17 protein-coding genes and 1 pseudogene are annotated in these 15,213 nt (G+C 69.0%); 10 read left to right on the top strand and 8 right to left on the bottom strand.

Annotated features, from left to right (window positions below):
- Window positions 1-46 precede the first annotated feature (46 nt).
- Window positions 47-1,471, top strand: a complete 1,425-nt coding sequence (gene glnA, locus Mth01_RS15860) for a type I glutamate--ammonia ligase (protein ID WP_204016627.1) — start codon at window positions 47-49, stop codon at window positions 1,469-1,471.
- A gap of 188 nt (window positions 1,472-1,659) precedes the next feature.
- Entirely contained in the window at window positions 1,660-2,025 is a 366-nt protein-coding gene (locus Mth01_RS15855) for a type II toxin-antitoxin system VapC family toxin (protein WP_204016626.1), read from the top strand.
- 202 nt (window positions 2,026-2,227) lie between these two features.
- Here Mth01_RS15855 and Mth01_RS15850 read toward each other — a convergent pair whose 3' ends face one another.
- On the bottom strand, window positions 2,228-2,854 hold the full coding sequence (locus Mth01_RS15850) for a TetR/AcrR family transcriptional regulator (RefSeq protein ID WP_204016625.1): 627 nt from the start codon (window positions 2,852-2,854) through the stop codon (window positions 2,228-2,230).
- A 145-nt stretch (window positions 2,855-2,999) separates the two neighbouring features.
- Between Mth01_RS15850 and Mth01_RS15845 the strand changes: the two genes are divergently transcribed.
- Window positions 3,000-3,749 (top strand): SDR family oxidoreductase, encoded by a 750-nt coding sequence (locus Mth01_RS15845; RefSeq protein ID WP_204016624.1) that lies wholly within the window; start codon window positions 3,000-3,002, stop codon window positions 3,747-3,749.
- Window positions 3,750-3,963: 214 nt separating this feature from the next.
- Here the strand turns inward: Mth01_RS15845 and Mth01_RS29750 are convergent, their stop codons facing one another.
- The gene (locus Mth01_RS29750; protein WP_239089707.1) at window positions 3,964-4,281 is read right to left on the bottom strand and encodes a hypothetical protein; all 318 of its coding nucleotides are present in this window, start codon (window positions 4,279-4,281) and stop codon (window positions 3,964-3,966) included.
- Between Mth01_RS29750 and Mth01_RS30400 the strand changes: the two are divergent.
- Window positions 4,168-4,434: pseudogene (locus tag Mth01_RS30400) on the top strand (alpha/beta hydrolase fold domain-containing protein); the annotation flags it as partial. The gene Mth01_RS29750 and the pseudogene Mth01_RS30400 sit on opposite strands and share 114 nt — an antisense overlap.
- Here Mth01_RS30400 and Mth01_RS29745 read toward each other — a convergent pair.
- Window positions 4,375-4,593, bottom strand: coding sequence for a hypothetical protein (locus Mth01_RS29745; RefSeq protein WP_239089706.1), 219 nt, complete (start codon window positions 4,591-4,593; stop codon window positions 4,375-4,377). The pseudogene Mth01_RS30400 and the gene Mth01_RS29745 overlap by 60 nt on opposite strands.
- Here Mth01_RS29745 and Mth01_RS15835 point away from each other — a divergent pair.
- Window positions 4,499-5,068: an alpha/beta fold hydrolase gene (locus Mth01_RS15835; RefSeq protein ID WP_204016669.1), complete on the top strand. Its 570-nt coding sequence runs from the start codon at window positions 4,499-4,501 to the stop codon at window positions 5,066-5,068. The two genes, Mth01_RS29745 and Mth01_RS15835, sit on opposite strands and share 95 nt — an antisense overlap.
- Entirely contained in the window at window positions 5,061-5,630 is a 570-nt protein-coding gene (locus tag Mth01_RS15830; RefSeq protein WP_204016623.1) for a TetR/AcrR family transcriptional regulator, read from the top strand. Before Mth01_RS15835 ends, Mth01_RS15830 begins: the two co-directional genes overlap by 8 nt.
- Before the next feature lie 292 nt (window positions 5,631-5,922).
- On the opposite strand, the gene Mth01_RS15820 is transcribed toward Mth01_RS15830, so the two are convergent.
- Window positions 5,923-6,324, bottom strand: a complete 402-nt coding sequence (locus tag Mth01_RS15820; RefSeq protein ID WP_204016622.1) for a PIN domain nuclease — start codon at window positions 6,322-6,324, stop codon at window positions 5,923-5,925.
- The gene (locus Mth01_RS15815) at window positions 6,321-6,545 is read right to left on the bottom strand and encodes a type II toxin-antitoxin system VapB family antitoxin (RefSeq protein WP_204016621.1); all 225 of its coding nucleotides are present in this window, start codon (window positions 6,543-6,545) and stop codon (window positions 6,321-6,323) included. The genes Mth01_RS15820 and Mth01_RS15815 overlap by 4 nt, the downstream gene beginning before the upstream one ends.
- A gap of 173 nt (window positions 6,546-6,718) precedes the next feature.
- Between Mth01_RS15815 and Mth01_RS15810 the strand changes: the two genes are divergently transcribed.
- The 3 genes from Mth01_RS15810 (at window position 6,719) to Mth01_RS15800 (ending at window position 8,535) form a co-directional block, all read left to right on the top strand.
- Complete coding sequence (locus Mth01_RS15810; RefSeq protein WP_239089705.1) at window positions 6,719-7,471, top strand: MBL fold metallo-hydrolase; 753 nt, start codon at window positions 6,719-6,721, stop codon at window positions 7,469-7,471.
- A gap of 263 nt (window positions 7,472-7,734) precedes the next feature.
- Window positions 7,735-8,244 carry a nucleoside deaminase gene (locus Mth01_RS15805; RefSeq protein WP_204016620.1) on the top strand — a complete coding sequence of 170 codons (510 nt, stop codon included), beginning with the start codon at window positions 7,735-7,737 and terminating at the stop codon, window positions 8,242-8,244.
- Between the two features lie 144 nt (window positions 8,245-8,388).
- On the top strand, window positions 8,389-8,535 hold the full coding sequence (locus tag Mth01_RS15800; protein WP_275408957.1) for an SAM-dependent methyltransferase: 147 nt from the start codon (window positions 8,389-8,391) through the stop codon (window positions 8,533-8,535).
- A gap of 69 nt (window positions 8,536-8,604) precedes the next feature.
- Here Mth01_RS15800 and Mth01_RS15795 read toward each other — a convergent pair whose 3' ends face one another.
- On the bottom strand, window positions 8,605-9,789 hold the full coding sequence (locus Mth01_RS15795) for a hypothetical protein (protein WP_239089704.1): 1,185 nt from the start codon (window positions 9,787-9,789) through the stop codon (window positions 8,605-8,607).
- A gap of 114 nt (window positions 9,790-9,903) precedes the next feature.
- Here Mth01_RS15795 and Mth01_RS15790 point away from each other — a divergent pair, with 114 nt between their 5' ends.
- Window positions 9,904-10,710: an SAM-dependent methyltransferase gene (locus Mth01_RS15790; RefSeq protein ID WP_204016619.1), complete on the top strand. Its 807-nt coding sequence runs from the start codon at window positions 9,904-9,906 to the stop codon at window positions 10,708-10,710.
- 31 nt (window positions 10,711-10,741) lie between these two features.
- Here Mth01_RS15790 and Mth01_RS15785 read toward each other — a convergent pair whose 3' ends face one another.
- Both Mth01_RS15785 and Mth01_RS15780 read right to left on the bottom strand, forming a co-directional pair.
- A complete protein-coding gene (locus tag Mth01_RS15785; protein ID WP_204016618.1) occupies window positions 10,742-13,762 on the bottom strand; it encodes a bifunctional [glutamine synthetase] adenylyltransferase/[glutamine synthetase]-adenylyl-L-tyrosine phosphorylase in 3,021 nt (1,006 codons plus the stop codon).
- Window positions 13,763-13,771: 9 nt separating this feature from the next.
- Complete coding sequence (locus tag Mth01_RS15780; protein WP_204016617.1) at window positions 13,772-15,133, bottom strand: glutamine synthetase family protein; 1,362 nt, start codon at window positions 15,131-15,133, stop codon at window positions 13,772-13,774.
- Window positions 15,134-15,213 lie beyond the last annotated feature (80 nt).

The raw sequence follows: 15,213 nt of genomic DNA, 5'->3' as shown, positions 1-15,213 counted from the left end.
CGCATATTTTCGGGTCTGCCGGTCGATGACCCTTGGAGGTTCGAGAGTGTTCAACTCCGCCGATGACGTCCTCAAGTTCATCCGGGACGAGGGGGTGCAGTTCGTAGACGTCAGGTTCACCGACCTGCCGGGCACGACGCACCACTTCACCTTCCCCGTCGAGAACTTCGGCGCGAACGTCTTCACCGACGGCCTGATGTTCGACGGGTCGTCCATCCGCGGTTTCCAGGCCATCCACGAGTCCGACATGCTGCTGCTGCCGGACCCGTCCACCGCAGTGCTCGACCCGTTCCGCAAGCACAAGACGCTGAACATCAACTTCTTCGTGCACGACCCGCTGACCCGGGAGGCCTACAGCCGCGACCCCCGTAACGTGGCCAGGAAGGCCGAGGAGTATCTCCGGGGCACCGGCATCGCGGACACCGCCTACTTCGGCTCCGAGGCCGAGTTCTACATCTTCGACGACGTGCGCTTCGAGACCCGGGCGAACGCGGGTTACTACTTCATCGACTCCGTCGAGGGCGCCTGGAACACCGGCAAGGCCTCCGAGGGCGGCAACCTGGGTTACAAGCCGCGTTACAGGGGCGGATACTTCCCGGTCCCGCCGATGGACCACTTCACCGACCTGCGCTCGGAGATGGTCCGCAACCTCATCGAGGCCGGCATCGAGACCGAGATCCAGCACCACGAGGTGGGCACGGCCGGCCAGGCCGAGATCGACTTCCGGTTCGGCACGCTGCTCAAGACGGCCGACAACCTGATGCTGTACAAGTACATCGTCAAGAACACGGCCATGCGGCACGGCCACACCGTCACGTTCATGCCGAAGCCGCTCTTCGGTGAGGCCGGCTCGGGCATGCACTGCCACCAGTCGCTCTGGAAGGACGGCGAGCCGCTGTTCTACGACGAGGTCGGCTACGCCGGGCTGTCGGACACGGCGCGGTACTACATCGGCGGCCTGCTCAAGCACGCCCCGTCGCTGCTCGCCCTCACCAACCCGACGGTGAACTCCTACCACCGCCTGGTGCCCGGTTACGAGGCCCCGATCAACCTGCTCTACTCGCAGCGCAACCGTTCGGCCTGCGTGCGCATCCCGATCACCGGGTCGAACCCGAAGGCCAAGCGCATCGAGTTCCGCGTGCCGGACCCGTCGTGCAACCCGTACTTCGCGTTCGCGGCCATGCTCATGGCCGGTCTGGACGGCGTCCGCAACAAGATCGAGCCGCCGGAGCCGCTCGACAAGGACCTGTACGAGCTGCCGCCCGAGGAGGCACTCGGCGTCGCCAAGGTGCCCGCCTCGCTCGAGGAGGCGCTCGACAACCTCGAGGCCGACCACGAGTACCTGCTCGAAGGCGGGGTGTTCACCCCCGACCTCATCCAGACGTGGGTCTCCTACAAGCGGGACCACGAGATCACGCCGCTCCGCCTCCGCCCGCACCCCCACGAGTTCGAGTTGTACTACGACTGTTAGTCCGGCGATCCGTCGCGAATGGCCATCGGCCGTACCCTTCGTCAGGGGTACGGCCGATGGCCTTTCGCATGTGCTCCTGACCTGGCGGCAGCGGATGCGCGTCCGTCCGGAGCGAGGAACCTGGGTCGTCGTGGTGGTCCAGTTCTCGTTCAGAGCTTGTGGATCTTGACCTCAAGTTCAGAGTACAGTTGACTACCCACAGTCACCGTGCCCGGCTGCTCGACGAAGAGGCCGCCGGAGAACAGCTCTATGCCCCCGCCCTCATCGACGCCGAGGCAGCCAAGGTTCTGCGACGACTGTCCGGCAAGGAACTGGACGAGGGCCGTGCCACCCAGGCGATCGACGAACTGGCCGACATGGCCCTGATCCGCTGCACCTTCGCCCACCTGCTGCCCCGCATCTGGGAGTTGCGCCACAACATGTACCCGTTCGACGCGGTGTACGCGGCGCTCGCCGACGATCTGGGAGCACCCTTGGTGACCACAGACGCGAAGTTCGAGCCGCTGGCGCACAGCGGAATCATCCGCTGCCCGGTAGACACCTTGACGGCGTGACACTTGGTCACACCGCGGTTACACCAGATTCATTGGCTATCGGCAGGATGAGTAAAGTGCCCTTGTCGGAGCCGCTCGGCCGGACGAGCAATGCTTGAAACCTGTGGATCTGACGGGAAGGGTGTACCTTCCCGAATCTGATCAGGTATCTCAAGCAGGCCGACGCGCCAACGTCGGTCGGGAAGGCTGCCACTGCTGTACCTTACGTCGTCGAGTCCAGAGAGCCCGGGGCAACGCCCTGGAAGAGGTTGGCGATCAACTGATCAATGAACTCCTTGGTCAGCGGTTGCGCGGGCAGCAGCAGCCGGTGGTAGACGGCGCCCCAGAGCTGGTCGACGATCGTCTCCAGGTCGACCCCTGCGCGGATCTGGCCGGCTTGCTGCGCGCGCGTGAGGCGTTCGACGGCGAGGGCGCGGCGCTGTATGACATAGTGCGTCGAGAGCGCCTCCGCCAGGTCGGGGTCGCCTTGGGCGGCTCCGATGATCCCGGCGATGACGGAGCCGTTGCGGTTCAGTAGGTCGACGAACACGTGCAACTGCGTGGTCAGGTCGCCCTTGATGTCGCCCGTGTCGGGGAAGGCGAGGGTGGCCTGGAAGGCGTTGAAGTAGGCGTCGAAGGCCAGGGCTCCGGGGGAGGGCCACCACTTGTAGAGGGTCATCTTGCTGACGCCCGCGCGAGCGGCGACCTTGGAGAAGGTCAAGGCGTGGACTCCCTCGGCGAGCAGTAGCTCGGCTGCCGCGGTCAGCGTCGCGTGGCGGACGTCCTCCGCCCGGCGGCGTCCGCGCCCCGGCTTGAGCAGGCCGGGGGCCTCGGCGTCTGTTCGCTCCATGCGTCTCCTCCTCGTCCGGCACGGCCGGCCTGGTTGGCGCGGCCTCCGACAACAATTAAATGGACCCGTGGGCCACATATATATGGACCTTTGATCCACATACTGTTAGTGTACTCATCATCCACAAAGATGAGAGGGGGTCGCTATGACCACCATTGAGCAGTCCGCCGCCCGCGTGGCGATCGTGACCGGGGGTTCGGGCGGGATCGGCAGCGCGGTCGCGCACGCGCTGGCCGCCGACGGCATGTCCGTGCTCGTGCACTACTCCGGCAGCGCCGAGCGTGCCGAGAAGGTCGTCGCCTCGATCCAGGAGGCCGGTGGCACGGCCGTCGCCATACCAGGCGACGTCGCGGACGAGACGGCGATGACGGCCCTGTTCGACACCGCCGAGGAGCGCTTCGGCGGAGTCGACGTGGTGGTGAACACCGCCGGGATCATGCTACTGGCCCCGCTGGCAGAGATGGACCTCGACGCCTTCGACCGAATGCACCGGGTCAACGTGCGCGGCACGTTCGTCGTCTCCCAGCTCGCGGCCCGGCGGCTACGCCCCGGTGGTGCACTGGTCAACTTCTCCACGTCCATCACCCGGCTCCAGCAGCCGACCTACGGTGCCTACGCGGCGAGCAAGGGCGCGGTCGAGGCGATGACCCTGATCCTCGCCCGCGAACTACGCGGCCGGGACGTCACCGTAAATGCCGTGGCCCCCGGGCCCACGGCGACCCCGCTCTTCACCGAAGGCAAGAGCGAGCAGCTGATCAACCAGATCGCCGCCGCCTCACCCCTGGAACGGCTTGGCACGCCCGAGGACATCGCGCGCGCCGTCACCTTCCTGGCCGGCCCCGGCGGCCGGTGGGTCAACGGGCAGGTCCTGTTCACCAACGGCGGCCTCGCCTGACCGCCGATCTCCGGCGTACCGACCGATCAACAAGAACACGCACCGCATGGCAGGTGAGATCCCATGTCCACTGCTCTCATCACCGGCGTCGGCCGGCCGTGCCGCCGACACCGCCGTCGCTGAGGCGTACAAGATCCTGGATCCGCTGGCCGCTCGCAACGAGAAGGCCACTTCGGCGAGGTCCTGGGACTGCGCCGCGCCTGACCCTCTGCCATTACGAACCTGTCGAGAAAGCGAGATCATCATGGCTGAGTCCCAGCTCGGCGCGGTCATCGACCTGCTGCGCAGCTCCCCGCTCGACATGGGCGGCGACCCGCACAAGATGCGCCCCGTCTTCGACGAGATGATCGGCTCCCACCCCGTCCCCGAGGACGTCCGCGCCATAACCGTCGAGCTCGGCGGCGTCCGCGCCATCGCGGTGACGGCGGGTAGCGGCGAGGCGTCGGGAGCGGTGTTGTACTTCCACGGCGGCGGCTACGCCCTCGGATCCGCCGCAGCCAGCATCAACCTGGCCGCAGACGTCGCCCGCCACTCCAGCGCCACCGTCTACACCGTGGACTACCGCCTCGCGCCGGAGAACCCGTTCCCGGCGGCTGTCGACGACGCTCTCGCGGCCTACCGCGGGCTACTTCACCGTGGCATCCCGGCAGAAGCGATCGCCGTCAGCGGCGAGTCCGCCGGCGGCGGTCTCGCCCTGGCCCTCCTGATCGCGATCAAGGACGCCGGCCTCCCCCGGCCGGCCGGCGGTCATCGTCGGACACTCCTTCGCCGGCGGGGCGGCCACCATCGCGGCGGCGCTGGAGCCCGATCTGGTCAGCGCCCTGGTCGAGATCGGCCCGTTCACCCGGCCTCAGAAGCCGGACCTGGGCGGCCTGCTGCGCAACGGCCGGCACCGCAAGGGCGTCGCGTTGCTGCTGGCCGCCGGGGCGCTGCGCAGCGTGAGGTTTTGGAAGCGCTATCTCGACCACGCCTATCCGAGCGTCAGGCCCGGCGACTACGACGAGTACCTGACCGTGCTGGAGGCTGCACTGCGCCGACCGGGCCGGATGGCCGTGGTCAGCAAGATGGGCATGTCCACGCCGACAGACGCCGGTGCTCGGCTTCCGAACCTCGGCGTTCCAGCCCTGGTCGTCATGGGCACGCTCGACCCCGACTGGGCCGACCCCAGGGCCGAGGCGGAGGGCGTCGTCGCGGACATGCCGACGGGGCGTGGCACCATCGCCATGATCGAGGGCGCCGGCCATTACCCACACGCGGAGTTCCCGGCCGAGGTCGCCGAGGTGATGCTGCCGTTCCTGAAAGAGCACGCCCGTGGCTAGGGCCGGCCTGTCGGCCGACGCGATCGTCGATCTCGCGCTGCAGATCATCGACGAGGAGGGCCCGGACGCGGTCAAACTATCTGCGGTGGCCGGCCGCGCCGGCGTCGCCACGCCCTCCCTTTACAAGCACGTGCGCAATATTGCGGAGCTCAACACCCTGGTCGCCATACGGGTCATGAACGAACTGGCGGACCAGTTGCGCGAGGCCGCGCTCGGCCGATCCAGAGATGAGGCGGTCCGCGCCTTCATGAATGCCTGGCGCGGCTACGCCCAGGAGCGCCCCGGCCGGTACGCCGCATTGATCCAGACCCCGCGGCCGGAGCTCGCCGAGGCCGGGGAGAGGCTGGTCGACCTTGCGCTCGCCGTGCTTCGCGCGTACGGCCTGGAAGGGCAGGACGCCCTCCACGCGACAAGGTGCATACGCGCCGCCGTCCACGGCTTCGCCGTACTGGAGAGCGCGGGTGCGTTCGGCCTCCCCCTCGACCTGGACGACAGCTACGAGCTGCTCACGCAGATGATCATCACGATGCTATGCCACAGCAGCCCTCAGCAGGGCCGTTGACGCTGGCTTCTTCTCGACAGAAGATGCCCGGTCGCATCTGATGCCCGACAGTGACGGCCGGATACGGAAGGCGATCGACGGGGCGTTCCGCTGGAGGATCCCGAAACCGCAACAGGGGCGGAACAGACCCCTTAGCAATCAAGGAATGGGCAGGTCAACGACCTGTATTGATCACATCACCCGGTGGAAGCCGGCGCCCGTCTCGGGGAGCGATCCGAGGTTGGTGAGGTGCTCCACGATCGGGATGCCGGCGGCGAGCAGGACCGTGTGCGCGGGACGGGCCACCCGAAAATCATCGAATCCAGCGCACCGGCTGCCCGGTCAAGCGGGCGATGGTTTCGAAGTCACCATCCGCGTGAAGCAGCGTGAGTTTGTGATGGCGAGCCGTCACGGCCACGAGCAGGTCGACCGGAGAGGCACATTGATGCCATCCCCTGTCGGCCAGTTCGTGCTGCAACTCACCAGTCTCCTCCCAGACCGACTCGCGGATTGCGTAATACGGGAAGGTCTCCCGGAGTAGGTTCCCTACCTCATAAAAGGCCGGACGACCGCCGACCGCCCGAAGGAACTCCTGTCTGACCGGCTCACAGATGCCGACAAGCCCAGCAGAAACAGTCTGATCCCACTCCGCCCCCACCTGGCCTCGATAGAAACGGACCAGGGCACTGGTGTCGATCAGGTAAAGCTCGGTCACGCCACAGCCCGCTGATCGCTGCCACCCTTTTCGATGATCGAGAGGTCCACCTCTCCAGCGGCCACCATCTCCCGCATCCGCGCCACAGCCGCCGCCCGGCGGCGCCGGTCGACGATCTCCCGCAGGGCCGCGTTGACCGTGTCCTTCTTGGTAGAGGTGCCGAGCAGCCGAGCAGCCTCGGCCAGAGCCTCATCATCGAGGTCGATCACGGTCTTGGCCATCACGCACCACCCTCTCCGTATATACGAACTCAGATTAAGATATCACGGCTCCACTCGTCGCCGACCTCGGCCAACACGATCCGGCACTGTGCTCCCGACCGGGCGGCAGCGGATGCACGTACGTCCCGAGCGAGGCAGCAAGCTGACAGCGCGGGTTCTGACATCCTTTGCAGATGCGGCAAGTCAGCGTGCTCGGCAGTTGTGGCGCCTTTCCCGAACCAGGCCGTGCCTGTAGTGGTTTCGCAGTGGACTGGGACGGTTACCGCTTGGTGCTCGACCTCGGTTATGCCACGCTGCCTCGGCTGCTCGCGCACTGGCCGGACGGTGCGATAGACGCCGTCGTCATCACCCACGAGCACCCTGATCACTGCATCGACCTGCACGGGCTGTTTCGGATGCGGTTCTACGGTGACACCGGTGTACCGAAGTTACCGTTGTACTGCCCGCCCGGCGTGCTCGACCGTATCGGCGGCCTGGAACCCGACGTTGACCTGCACGCGGTCTTCGACGTGCATCCGCTGCCCGGAAGCTACCGGTTGGGTCCCTTTGACCTGACAGGACTGTCGCTCCCGCACTACGTACTCAATGCAGGAATCCGCTTAGAGGCCGGCGGGATCGCCTTGGCCTACTCCGGGGACACCGGCCCAACTCCCGTGCTGGCCGAACTCGGCCGCGGCGTCGACCTGTTCATCGTCGAGGCCACCGACCGGGATGGCGAGACCAGTCGCCCCACGCGCAATCTACTGACCTCCGCCGAGGCCGGTTACTGGGCCAGCCGGGCGGGTGCCCGCCGACTGATGCTCACCCATTTTTGGCCGGGCAACGACCGGGGCGCTTCCGTGGCCGCAGCTCAACTCGCGTTCGGCGGTATTGTGCTGGCCGCCGAAGAAGAGCTCAAGGTCCCTATCGGGGCACCGGACCGCTGAAGACTACCCGTCATGGCGTGCCCGTACGGTTGGCGATCGCCGGGGAGTCACGGGGACTCACGGCCAATTGACCGCCGTAGGTCCAGGTCAGCGTTTGCCCAGCTATCCAGAGGCTCTCAGTGGCTGTCTGCGCGGCTCGGGGCTCCTTGAGCGTAATCTCGTGCAATCCGAGAAGACGGACTCCAGGGGGCGTCGCGGACCACGGGCCAGGCCCGTAGGGTGTCGTCCGGCGTCGAATCGCAGATCAAAGCTGGGAGACGTTCGTGGTGAACGAGGCTGAGCTGCGGCATCTGCGCCGCTGTGTGGAGTTGGCGACCGAGGCTCTGGAGGACGGCGACGAGCCGTTCGGCTCCGTGTTGGTCGCGGCGGACGGGACCTCGCTGGCTGAGGACCACAACCGGGTCGCCGGCGGCGACCGGACCCGGCATCCGGAGTTCGCGCTGGCGCGCTGGGCCGCGGCGAACATGACCCCCGAGGAGCGAGCCGGGGCGACGGTCTTCACCTCAGGCGAGCACTGCCCGATGTGCGCCGCCGCGCACGCCTGGGTCGGCCTGGGCCGCATAGTGTACGCGAGCTCTTCCGAGCAGCTCGTGTCCTGGCTCGCCGAGCTGGGCGTCCCCGCTGCGCCCGTACGAGCACTGCCGATCCAGGAGGTCGCCCCCGGCATCGTGGTGGAGGGCCCCGTTCCAGAACTCGCCGAGCAGGTACGCGCCCTGCATCGACGCTTCCATGGGCAACGCTTTGATCGAAACGGCATGGGCGCCTCGTCGTGAATGCGTAAGATGTAACCGTATCGGGGATAACGTGGGATCTTGAGAGTGGTCTACCGCTTGAGCTTGACTGGTCCGGCCATGACCCATGGGTTCACCGAATACGTACTGTAAGATCACACCAGAACCTGACTCCTGGGGTACGGCATGGCCGAACACGTGCCCACTCCGCCGAAGCTCGATACCTCGGTGCCACACCCCGCCCGCATCTACGACTACTGGCTGGGCGGCAACGACAACTTCGAGGCCGACCGCGAGGTCGCCCCGACCCGGACGAGGGCCACTCCCCGGTGACCCGTCAGGCGGGTTTGTACGGGGCCGTGGGCAGAAAGCTCTGACCGGTCCGCGAGATGGCCGACGGCGTCACCGGGGGCTGACGGATCCCTGCTTTCCGGTCGGGCCGGCGGTGCCGCCGGCGCGGGAGCGCAGGCCGGCGACACGGCGCAGCATGTCCCACCAGAAGGGCGCGCCGAACAGCAGAGCCACGGCCGTGATGAGGAAACCGGGCCAGTGCCCGGGTGTCGACAACCGCTGCCACCATGCGTCCCAGTTCCACGCCCAGGACGGGCTGTCGCCGCCGTCGCCCATCGTCACGCCGACGGGCGCGTTGGCGAAGATCTTCACGAACGCCGGGGTGCTCAGCACGTCGGTGACGCAGGTATAGGTGTCCTGCCCCGGCCCGCACTCCTGCCGGATCGGGGCCAGCGCCACCGGCCCCGACTGGGCGAACGCGCTCACCTCGCTGCGGTAGGCGTTGTCCCTGAGCAGGTTCTTGCCGTACTCCAGGGCGTCCATGCCGAACAGCAGCGTCACGGCGATCCCGAGCGCGGCCACCACCCAGCGGACGTAGCGCCGGTAGAGGATGCTGAGCCGTTCCATCTCGCCGTCGAACCACTCGCCGACGCCGCGGCGGAACGACTCGACGTCGTGCTCCACCCGGTCCCAGACCGCTTTGAGCGGGCGGTAGATCGGGCTCTTCATGCGGTCGAGGTCCCGCATCAGCGCCTCGATCCCGCCGTGCTCGGTCGCGATCTCCATCACCGCGACCGCGAACCGGACCGGGGGGATGTCGGCGATGGTGGTCCTACCACGCTTGACGTGGTCGATCTCCCGCAGCCGCTCGTGCAGGAGATCGGCCGGCGACCTGCCGGCCCGTTCCCCGTCAGCGGGTGCGGGCCCCGGGGTGAACGGCGGCCGCGGGTCCCTGCCGAACGGCAGCCGCGCGAAGACTCCGAGCACGGTCGCGGGCAACCGGGAGCGTCCCTGCGCCGGCGGCGGCAGCAGTTCCATCAGGGGAGCCCGAAGCCTGCGGCCCAATCCCTTGAACGCGCGCAGGAGGCGGTCCAGCAGCCGGGCCGGCCGCGCCTCGCCATCCGGCCGCTCCGCGCCGTCGAGCGTGTCGCGCAGGTACGCCCACAGGAACTTGCTGCGAATCGCCAGCAGCCGGACGATGCCCTCGTTGATGCCGCTCACCAGGAGCGACAGCAGCAGGAAGGCCAGCACGAGGCCGATGGCGAGGTCCGCGTAATACGAGATCAAAGCGATCACCCGCACCGTTGATACACCGCTCCGCACCACATCGGCAACGTTTTGATCAAAGCGGCATGGGTGCTACGCACCGAATATGTAAGATCAAGTAAAACCTCCCCCTTGGAGTACGGCATGGCCGACGACGCACCCGCTCCCCCGAAGATCAACACCTCGGTTCCACACCCCGCCCGCATCTATGACTACCTACTGGGCGGCAAGGACAACTTCGAGGCCGACCGCAAGGTCGCCGAAGCCACCGTCGCCGCCTCCCCCGGGGTCCTCCAGGGCGTCCGGGACAACCGCGCCTTTCTGGGCAGGGCCGTACGATTCCTCGCGGAACAGGGCATCACTCAGTTCCTGGACATCGGCACCGGCATTCCCACCCAGGGCAACACCCACGAGGTCGCCCAGGCGGTGAACCCCGCCGCGAGGGTCGTCTACGTCGACAACGATCCCATCGTGATGGCCCACGCCCGCGCGCTGCTACGCAGCACCCCGGAGGGCAGGACCGCCTACATCGAGGCCGACCTCCGCGATCCCGACAGCATCCTGAAGCATCCGGACACCCTGGCGACCCTCGACTTCGACCAGCCGATCGCCGTCGTGATCGTGGGCACGCTGATGTACGTCGATGACGAGGAAGACGCCTTCGGCGTCGTCAAGCGCTACACGGACGCGGTCGTGCCCGGCAGCCACCTGGCGATCACCCACGTCACCGCCGACTTCGAGCCCGAGAGCCTGGAGGCCTTCGCGGAGGCCTACAACAGCACCCACGAGATGCTCACCCTGCGCACCGGCGCCGAGATCATGCGCTTCTTCGACGGCTTCGAACTCGTGGAGCCCGGCATGGTGGGACTCTCCCATTGGCGTCCGGCTCCGGGCGAAGACTCCTATCGCCGTACGCACGGCGCGTACGGAGCCGTGGGCCGTAAGCTCTGACCGCTCCCGCTCAACTCGGTCTTCGACTCGCTCAGTCCTCATAGAAGACTCGTTCCACCACCGCGCGGGCCCGGCGGGTCACCCGCCGGTAGTCGTCGACGAAGTCCTCCGACCCGTCGGGCGGATATCCGAGGGCCCGCGCGACCAGCGTGCGCTCCTTCACCAGGGTCGGCACGCCGTCGCCCGCCCGCCCGCGCACCAGCATGATCGCGTCGCGGATCCGGGACGCCAGCCGCCACGCCCGTGCCAGCTCCGCCTCGTCCGCCGGGTCGAGCAGGCCCTCCCGGACCGCCGCCCGCAGGGCCTCCAGCGTGCGGGTCGTCCGCAGCTCCGGTACTGCTGCCGCGTGCCGGAGCTGGATGAGCTGGGCCGTCCATTCGACGTCGGCCAGGCCGCCCCGGCCCAGTTTGGTGTGCAGGGCCGGGTCGGCCCCGCGCGGCAGCCGCTCGGCCTCCATCCGCGCCTTCAGCTTGCGGATCTCCCGTACGGCCTCGGGCGAGACGCCTCCCACCGGAAAGCGCAGCGGGTCGACGAGGCCGACGAAGTCCCGGCCGAGCACATCGTCTCCGGCGCAGAAGCGGGCGCGCAGCAGCGCCTGGGCCTCCCAGTGGGACGACCATCGGCTGTAGTAGGCGCGGTAGGAGGCGAGCGTACGGACCAGGGGGCCCTGCCGTCCCTCCGGCCGCAGGTCCGCGTCGACGTGCAGGGGCGGATCGGGGGCCGGCAGCGCGAGCAGCCTGCGCAGTTCCTCGGCGACCGCGTGGGCCGCCTGGGCCGCCTCCCGTTCTGAGGCACCCGGCCGGGGCTCATGCACGAACATCACGTCGGCGTCGCTGCCGTAGGAGCATTCCATGCCGCCGAGCCGGCCCATCGCGATCACCGCGATCCTGGTCGGGAGGTCGGCGCCGCCCGGCATCTTGTCGCGCACCGCGTTGAGCGCCGCGTCCAGCGCGGCCTGGATCGTCACGTCGGCCAGTGACGACAGGACCCGGCCGACCTCTTCGACGTCGATCAGCCCGGAAAGGTCGGCGCACGCCGTGCGGAGCAGCTCCCTGCGGCGCAGCGCGCGTACGGCGGCGACCGCGCTCTCGGCGTGGGCGCCGTGCCGGCCGACCGCCGCGGCGGCCTCTGCGGCCAGCGCCGCGGCGGGCCGTACGGCGAGCTCGGCCGGCGAGCCGAGCATGGCGACCGCCTCAGGTGCGTGCAGCAGGAGCCCGGTCACGTAGCGGCCGGTGCCGAGCAGGTGGGCAAGGCGCTCGGCCACGGCGGTCTCGTCGCGCAGCAGCCGCAGGTACCAGGGCGTCGAGCCGAGTTTGTCGCTGATCTGGCGGAAACCCAGCAGGCCGGCGTCCGGGTCGGGCGCGTCGGCGAACCAGCCGAGCATGACCGGCAGCAGCGTCCGCTGGATCGCGGCCCGCCGGGAGACGCCGCCGGTCAGCGCGGCGATGTGCCGCAGCGCGCCCTCGGGGTCGGCGTAGCCGAGCGCCTCCAGCCGGGCGGCGGCGGCCTCCGGAGAGAGCCGGGCCTGCGTCTCCGGCAGCCGGGCGACCGCCTGGAGCAGCGGCCGGTAGAACAGCTTCTCGTGCAGCCGCCGCGCCTGGCGAGCGTGGCGCTTCCACGTCTCGGTGAACTCCCCCGCCGGGTCGGCCGTCATGCCGAGGCCCCGGCCGAGGCGGCGCAGGTCGGCCTCGTCGTCGGGCACCACGTGCGTGCGGCGCAGCCGGTGGAGCTGGAGCAGGTGCTCGACCCTGCGGAGGAAGGTGTACGCCTCGGCGAGCGCCTTGGCGTCGTCCCGCGCGACATATCCGCCCTCGGACAGGGCGGCCAGTGCCGGGAGCGTGGCGCGGCGGCGTAGCCGCGGGTCGGTGCGGCCGTGCACGAGCTGGAGCAACTGCACGGCGAACTCGATGTCCCGCAGCCCGCCCGGGCCGAGTTTGATCTGCCTGTCGGCCTCGCCGGCCCGGGCGTTGGTCCGCGCGTGGGCCTCCACGCGGCGGCGCATCGCCTGCACGTCCTCGACGAAGCCGTCCCGGGCCGAGGCCTGCCAGACCAGTTCGCCGACCGCGGCGACGTACGCGTGGCCGAGTTCGAGGTCGCCGGCGACCGGCCGCGCCTTCAGCAGCGCCTGGAACTCCCACGTCTTCGCCCAGCGCCGGTAGTAGGCCAGGTGGCTGTCGAGGGTGCGCACCAGCGGGCCGATCTTGCCTTCCGGCCGCAGCCCGGCGTCCACCTCCCAGAGGGATCCCTCCGCCGTGCTCGCCGAACAGGCCCACATCACGGCCTGGGCGAGCCGGGTGGCGACGCGAAGCGCGTGGGTCTCCTCGACGCCCTCCGCCGGCTCGGCCACGAAGATCACATCGACGTCGGAGATGTAGTTGAGCTCGCGGGCGCCGCACTTGCCCATGCCGATGACGGCGAGCCGGACGTCTCCGGCGTCCTCGGTCTCGGCGCGGGCGATGGCGAGAGCGGCCTCGAGGGCGGCGGCCGCCAGATCGGCCAGCCCCGCCGTGACCTCGATGAGCGACGCCTCTCCCATGACGTCGCGTGCGGCCAGCCGCAGCAACCTGCCGCGGTAGGCGACGCGCAGCACGTCGAGGGGATGCTCGTGGCCGGCCTGGACGGCCCGCGGCAGTTCCTCGTACGACGGCGCCGTACTGCCCGCACCGCCCGCACCGCCCGCACCGCCCGCACCGCCCGCACTGCCCGGACTGCCCGGACTGCCCGGGCCGCCCAGCCGCCCGACGTCGGCCGGGTGCCGTACGACGTGCTCGGCGAGGGCGGCGCTCAGGCCGAACACGCGGAGGAGCCGGCGGCGCAGGCCGGGATCGGCCCGCAAAGCGGCCGATATGCCGGGTTCTCTGTCCGTCAGGCGGCTCAGCGAGGTGAGCGCGAGATCGGGGTCGGCCGCGGTCGCGAGGTCGTCGAGCAGTTCGAGGTCATCGGCCGCCTCCGGGCCGAGACCGCGCAGCAGTCGCTCGGCCCTGGCGCCGTCGGCGAAGCCGAGTGCGGCCAGGCGCCCGGCCGTCGTCCGGAATCGCGGACCGGCGCCCACCCCGCCCCCTCAGAGGACGGGCAGATAGCGGTCGAGCTCGAACTGGGTCACCCGGCGGCGGTACTCCCGCCACTCGGCCCGTTTGTTGCGCAGGAAGTAGTCGAAGACGTGCTCGCCCAGCGTCTCGGCGACCATCTCGCTGTGCTCCATCGTCGAGATCGCCTCATCCAGCGACTGCGGCAGCGGCTGGATGCCGAGGGCCCGCCGTTCCCGGCTGGTCAGCGCCCACACGTCGTCCTCGGCCTCGGGCGGCATCTCGTACCCCTCCTCGATGCCCTTCAGCCCGGCGGCCAGGATCAGCGCGAAGGCCAGATAGGGGTTGCACGAGGAGTCCAGCGAGCGGAACTCGACACGGGTCGAGGCGCCCTTGTGCGGCTTGTACATCGGCACGCGGACGAGCGCGGACCGGTTGTTGTGGCCCCAGCAGATGTAGGAGGGGGCCTCGCCGCCCGCCCCGGCGATCGCCTCGGCCCCGCCCCACAGCCGCTTGTAGGAGTTGATCCACTGGTTGCACACCGCGGTGATCTCGGCGGCGTGCCTCAGCAGGCCGGCGATGAACGACCTGGCGGTCTTGGAGAGCTGATAGGCGGCGCCCGCCTCGTGGAACGCGTTGCGGTCGCCCTCGAACAGCGACATGTGGGTGTGCATGCCGGAGCCGGGATACCTGGTGAACGGCTTGGGCATGAACGAGGCCCAGATGCCCTGCTCCAGCGCGACCTCCTTCATGACCAGGCGGAAGGTCATGATGTTGTCGGCCGTCGTGAGCGCGTCGGCATACCGCAGGTCGATCTCCTGCTGGCCGGGAGCGCCCTCGTGGTGGCTGTACTCGACGGAGATGCCCATCGACTCCAGCATCATGATCGCCTGGCGGCGGAAGTCGTGGCCGGCGCTGTGCGGCGTGTGGTCGAAGTAGCCGCCGTCGTCGATCGGCTCCGGCAGGCCGCCCTTCTCCGGTCTGCCGCGCAGCAGGAAGAACTCGATCTCCGGATGGGTGTAGAAGGTGAAGCCCATGTCGGCGGCCTTGGCCAGCGCCCGCTTCAGCACCCAGCGGGGATCGGCGTGGGACGGCGACCCGTTCGGCAGGAGGATGTCGCAGAACATTCGGGCGGCGCCCGGGTTCTCGCTGCGCCACGGCAGGATCTGGAAGGTCGACGGGTCGGGTTTGGCCAGCATGTCCGACTCGTATACCCGGGAGAAGCCCTCGACGGCCGACCCGTCGAACCCGATGCCCTCGGAGAAGGCGCCCTCCAGTTCGGCCGGCGCTATCGCCACCGACTTCAGGAAGCCGAGCACGTCGGTGAACCACAGCCGGATGAACCGGATGTCCCGCTCTTCCAGTGTGCGGAGGACGAATTCCTGCTGGCGGTCCAAGACGTACCTCTCGGAAAATCACACGTCGCGTCTCCTACCAGTGTGCCCTCCGCGTGTTTCGCGCGGGTTACGAAGCCGCT

Source organism: Sphaerimonospora thailandensis (assembly GCF_016863115.1).
GTDB lineage: Bacteria > Actinomycetota > Actinomycetes > Streptosporangiales > Streptosporangiaceae > Sphaerimonospora > Sphaerimonospora cavernae.
The sequence above is the reverse complement of the archived record's forward strand: the minus strand, read 5'-3'. Positions and strand labels throughout refer to the sequence as shown.

Bases quoted from the DNA above. Each gene is read 5' to 3' on its own strand.
- Mth01_RS15800 (WP_275408957.1), top strand. From the start codon at position 8,389: ATGGCCGAACACGTGCCCACTCCGCCGAAGCTCGATACCTCGGTGCCA.
- Mth01_RS15815 (WP_204016621.1), bottom strand. From the start codon at position 6,545: ATGGCCAAGACCGTGATCGACCTCGATGATGAGGCTCTGGCCGAGGCT.
- Mth01_RS15845 (WP_204016624.1), top strand. From the start codon at position 3,000: ATGACCACCATTGAGCAGTCCGCCGCCCGCGTGGCGATCGTGACCGGG.
- Mth01_RS15850 (WP_204016625.1), bottom strand. From the start codon at position 2,854: ATGGAGCGAACAGACGCCGAGGCCCCCGGCCTGCTCAAGCCGGGGCGC.
- Mth01_RS15790 (WP_204016619.1), top strand. From the start codon at position 9,904: ATGGCCGACGACGCACCCGCTCCCCCGAAGATCAACACCTCGGTTCCA.
- Mth01_RS15810 (WP_239089705.1), top strand. From the start codon at position 6,719: ATGCGGCAAGTCAGCGTGCTCGGCAGTTGTGGCGCCTTTCCCGAACCA.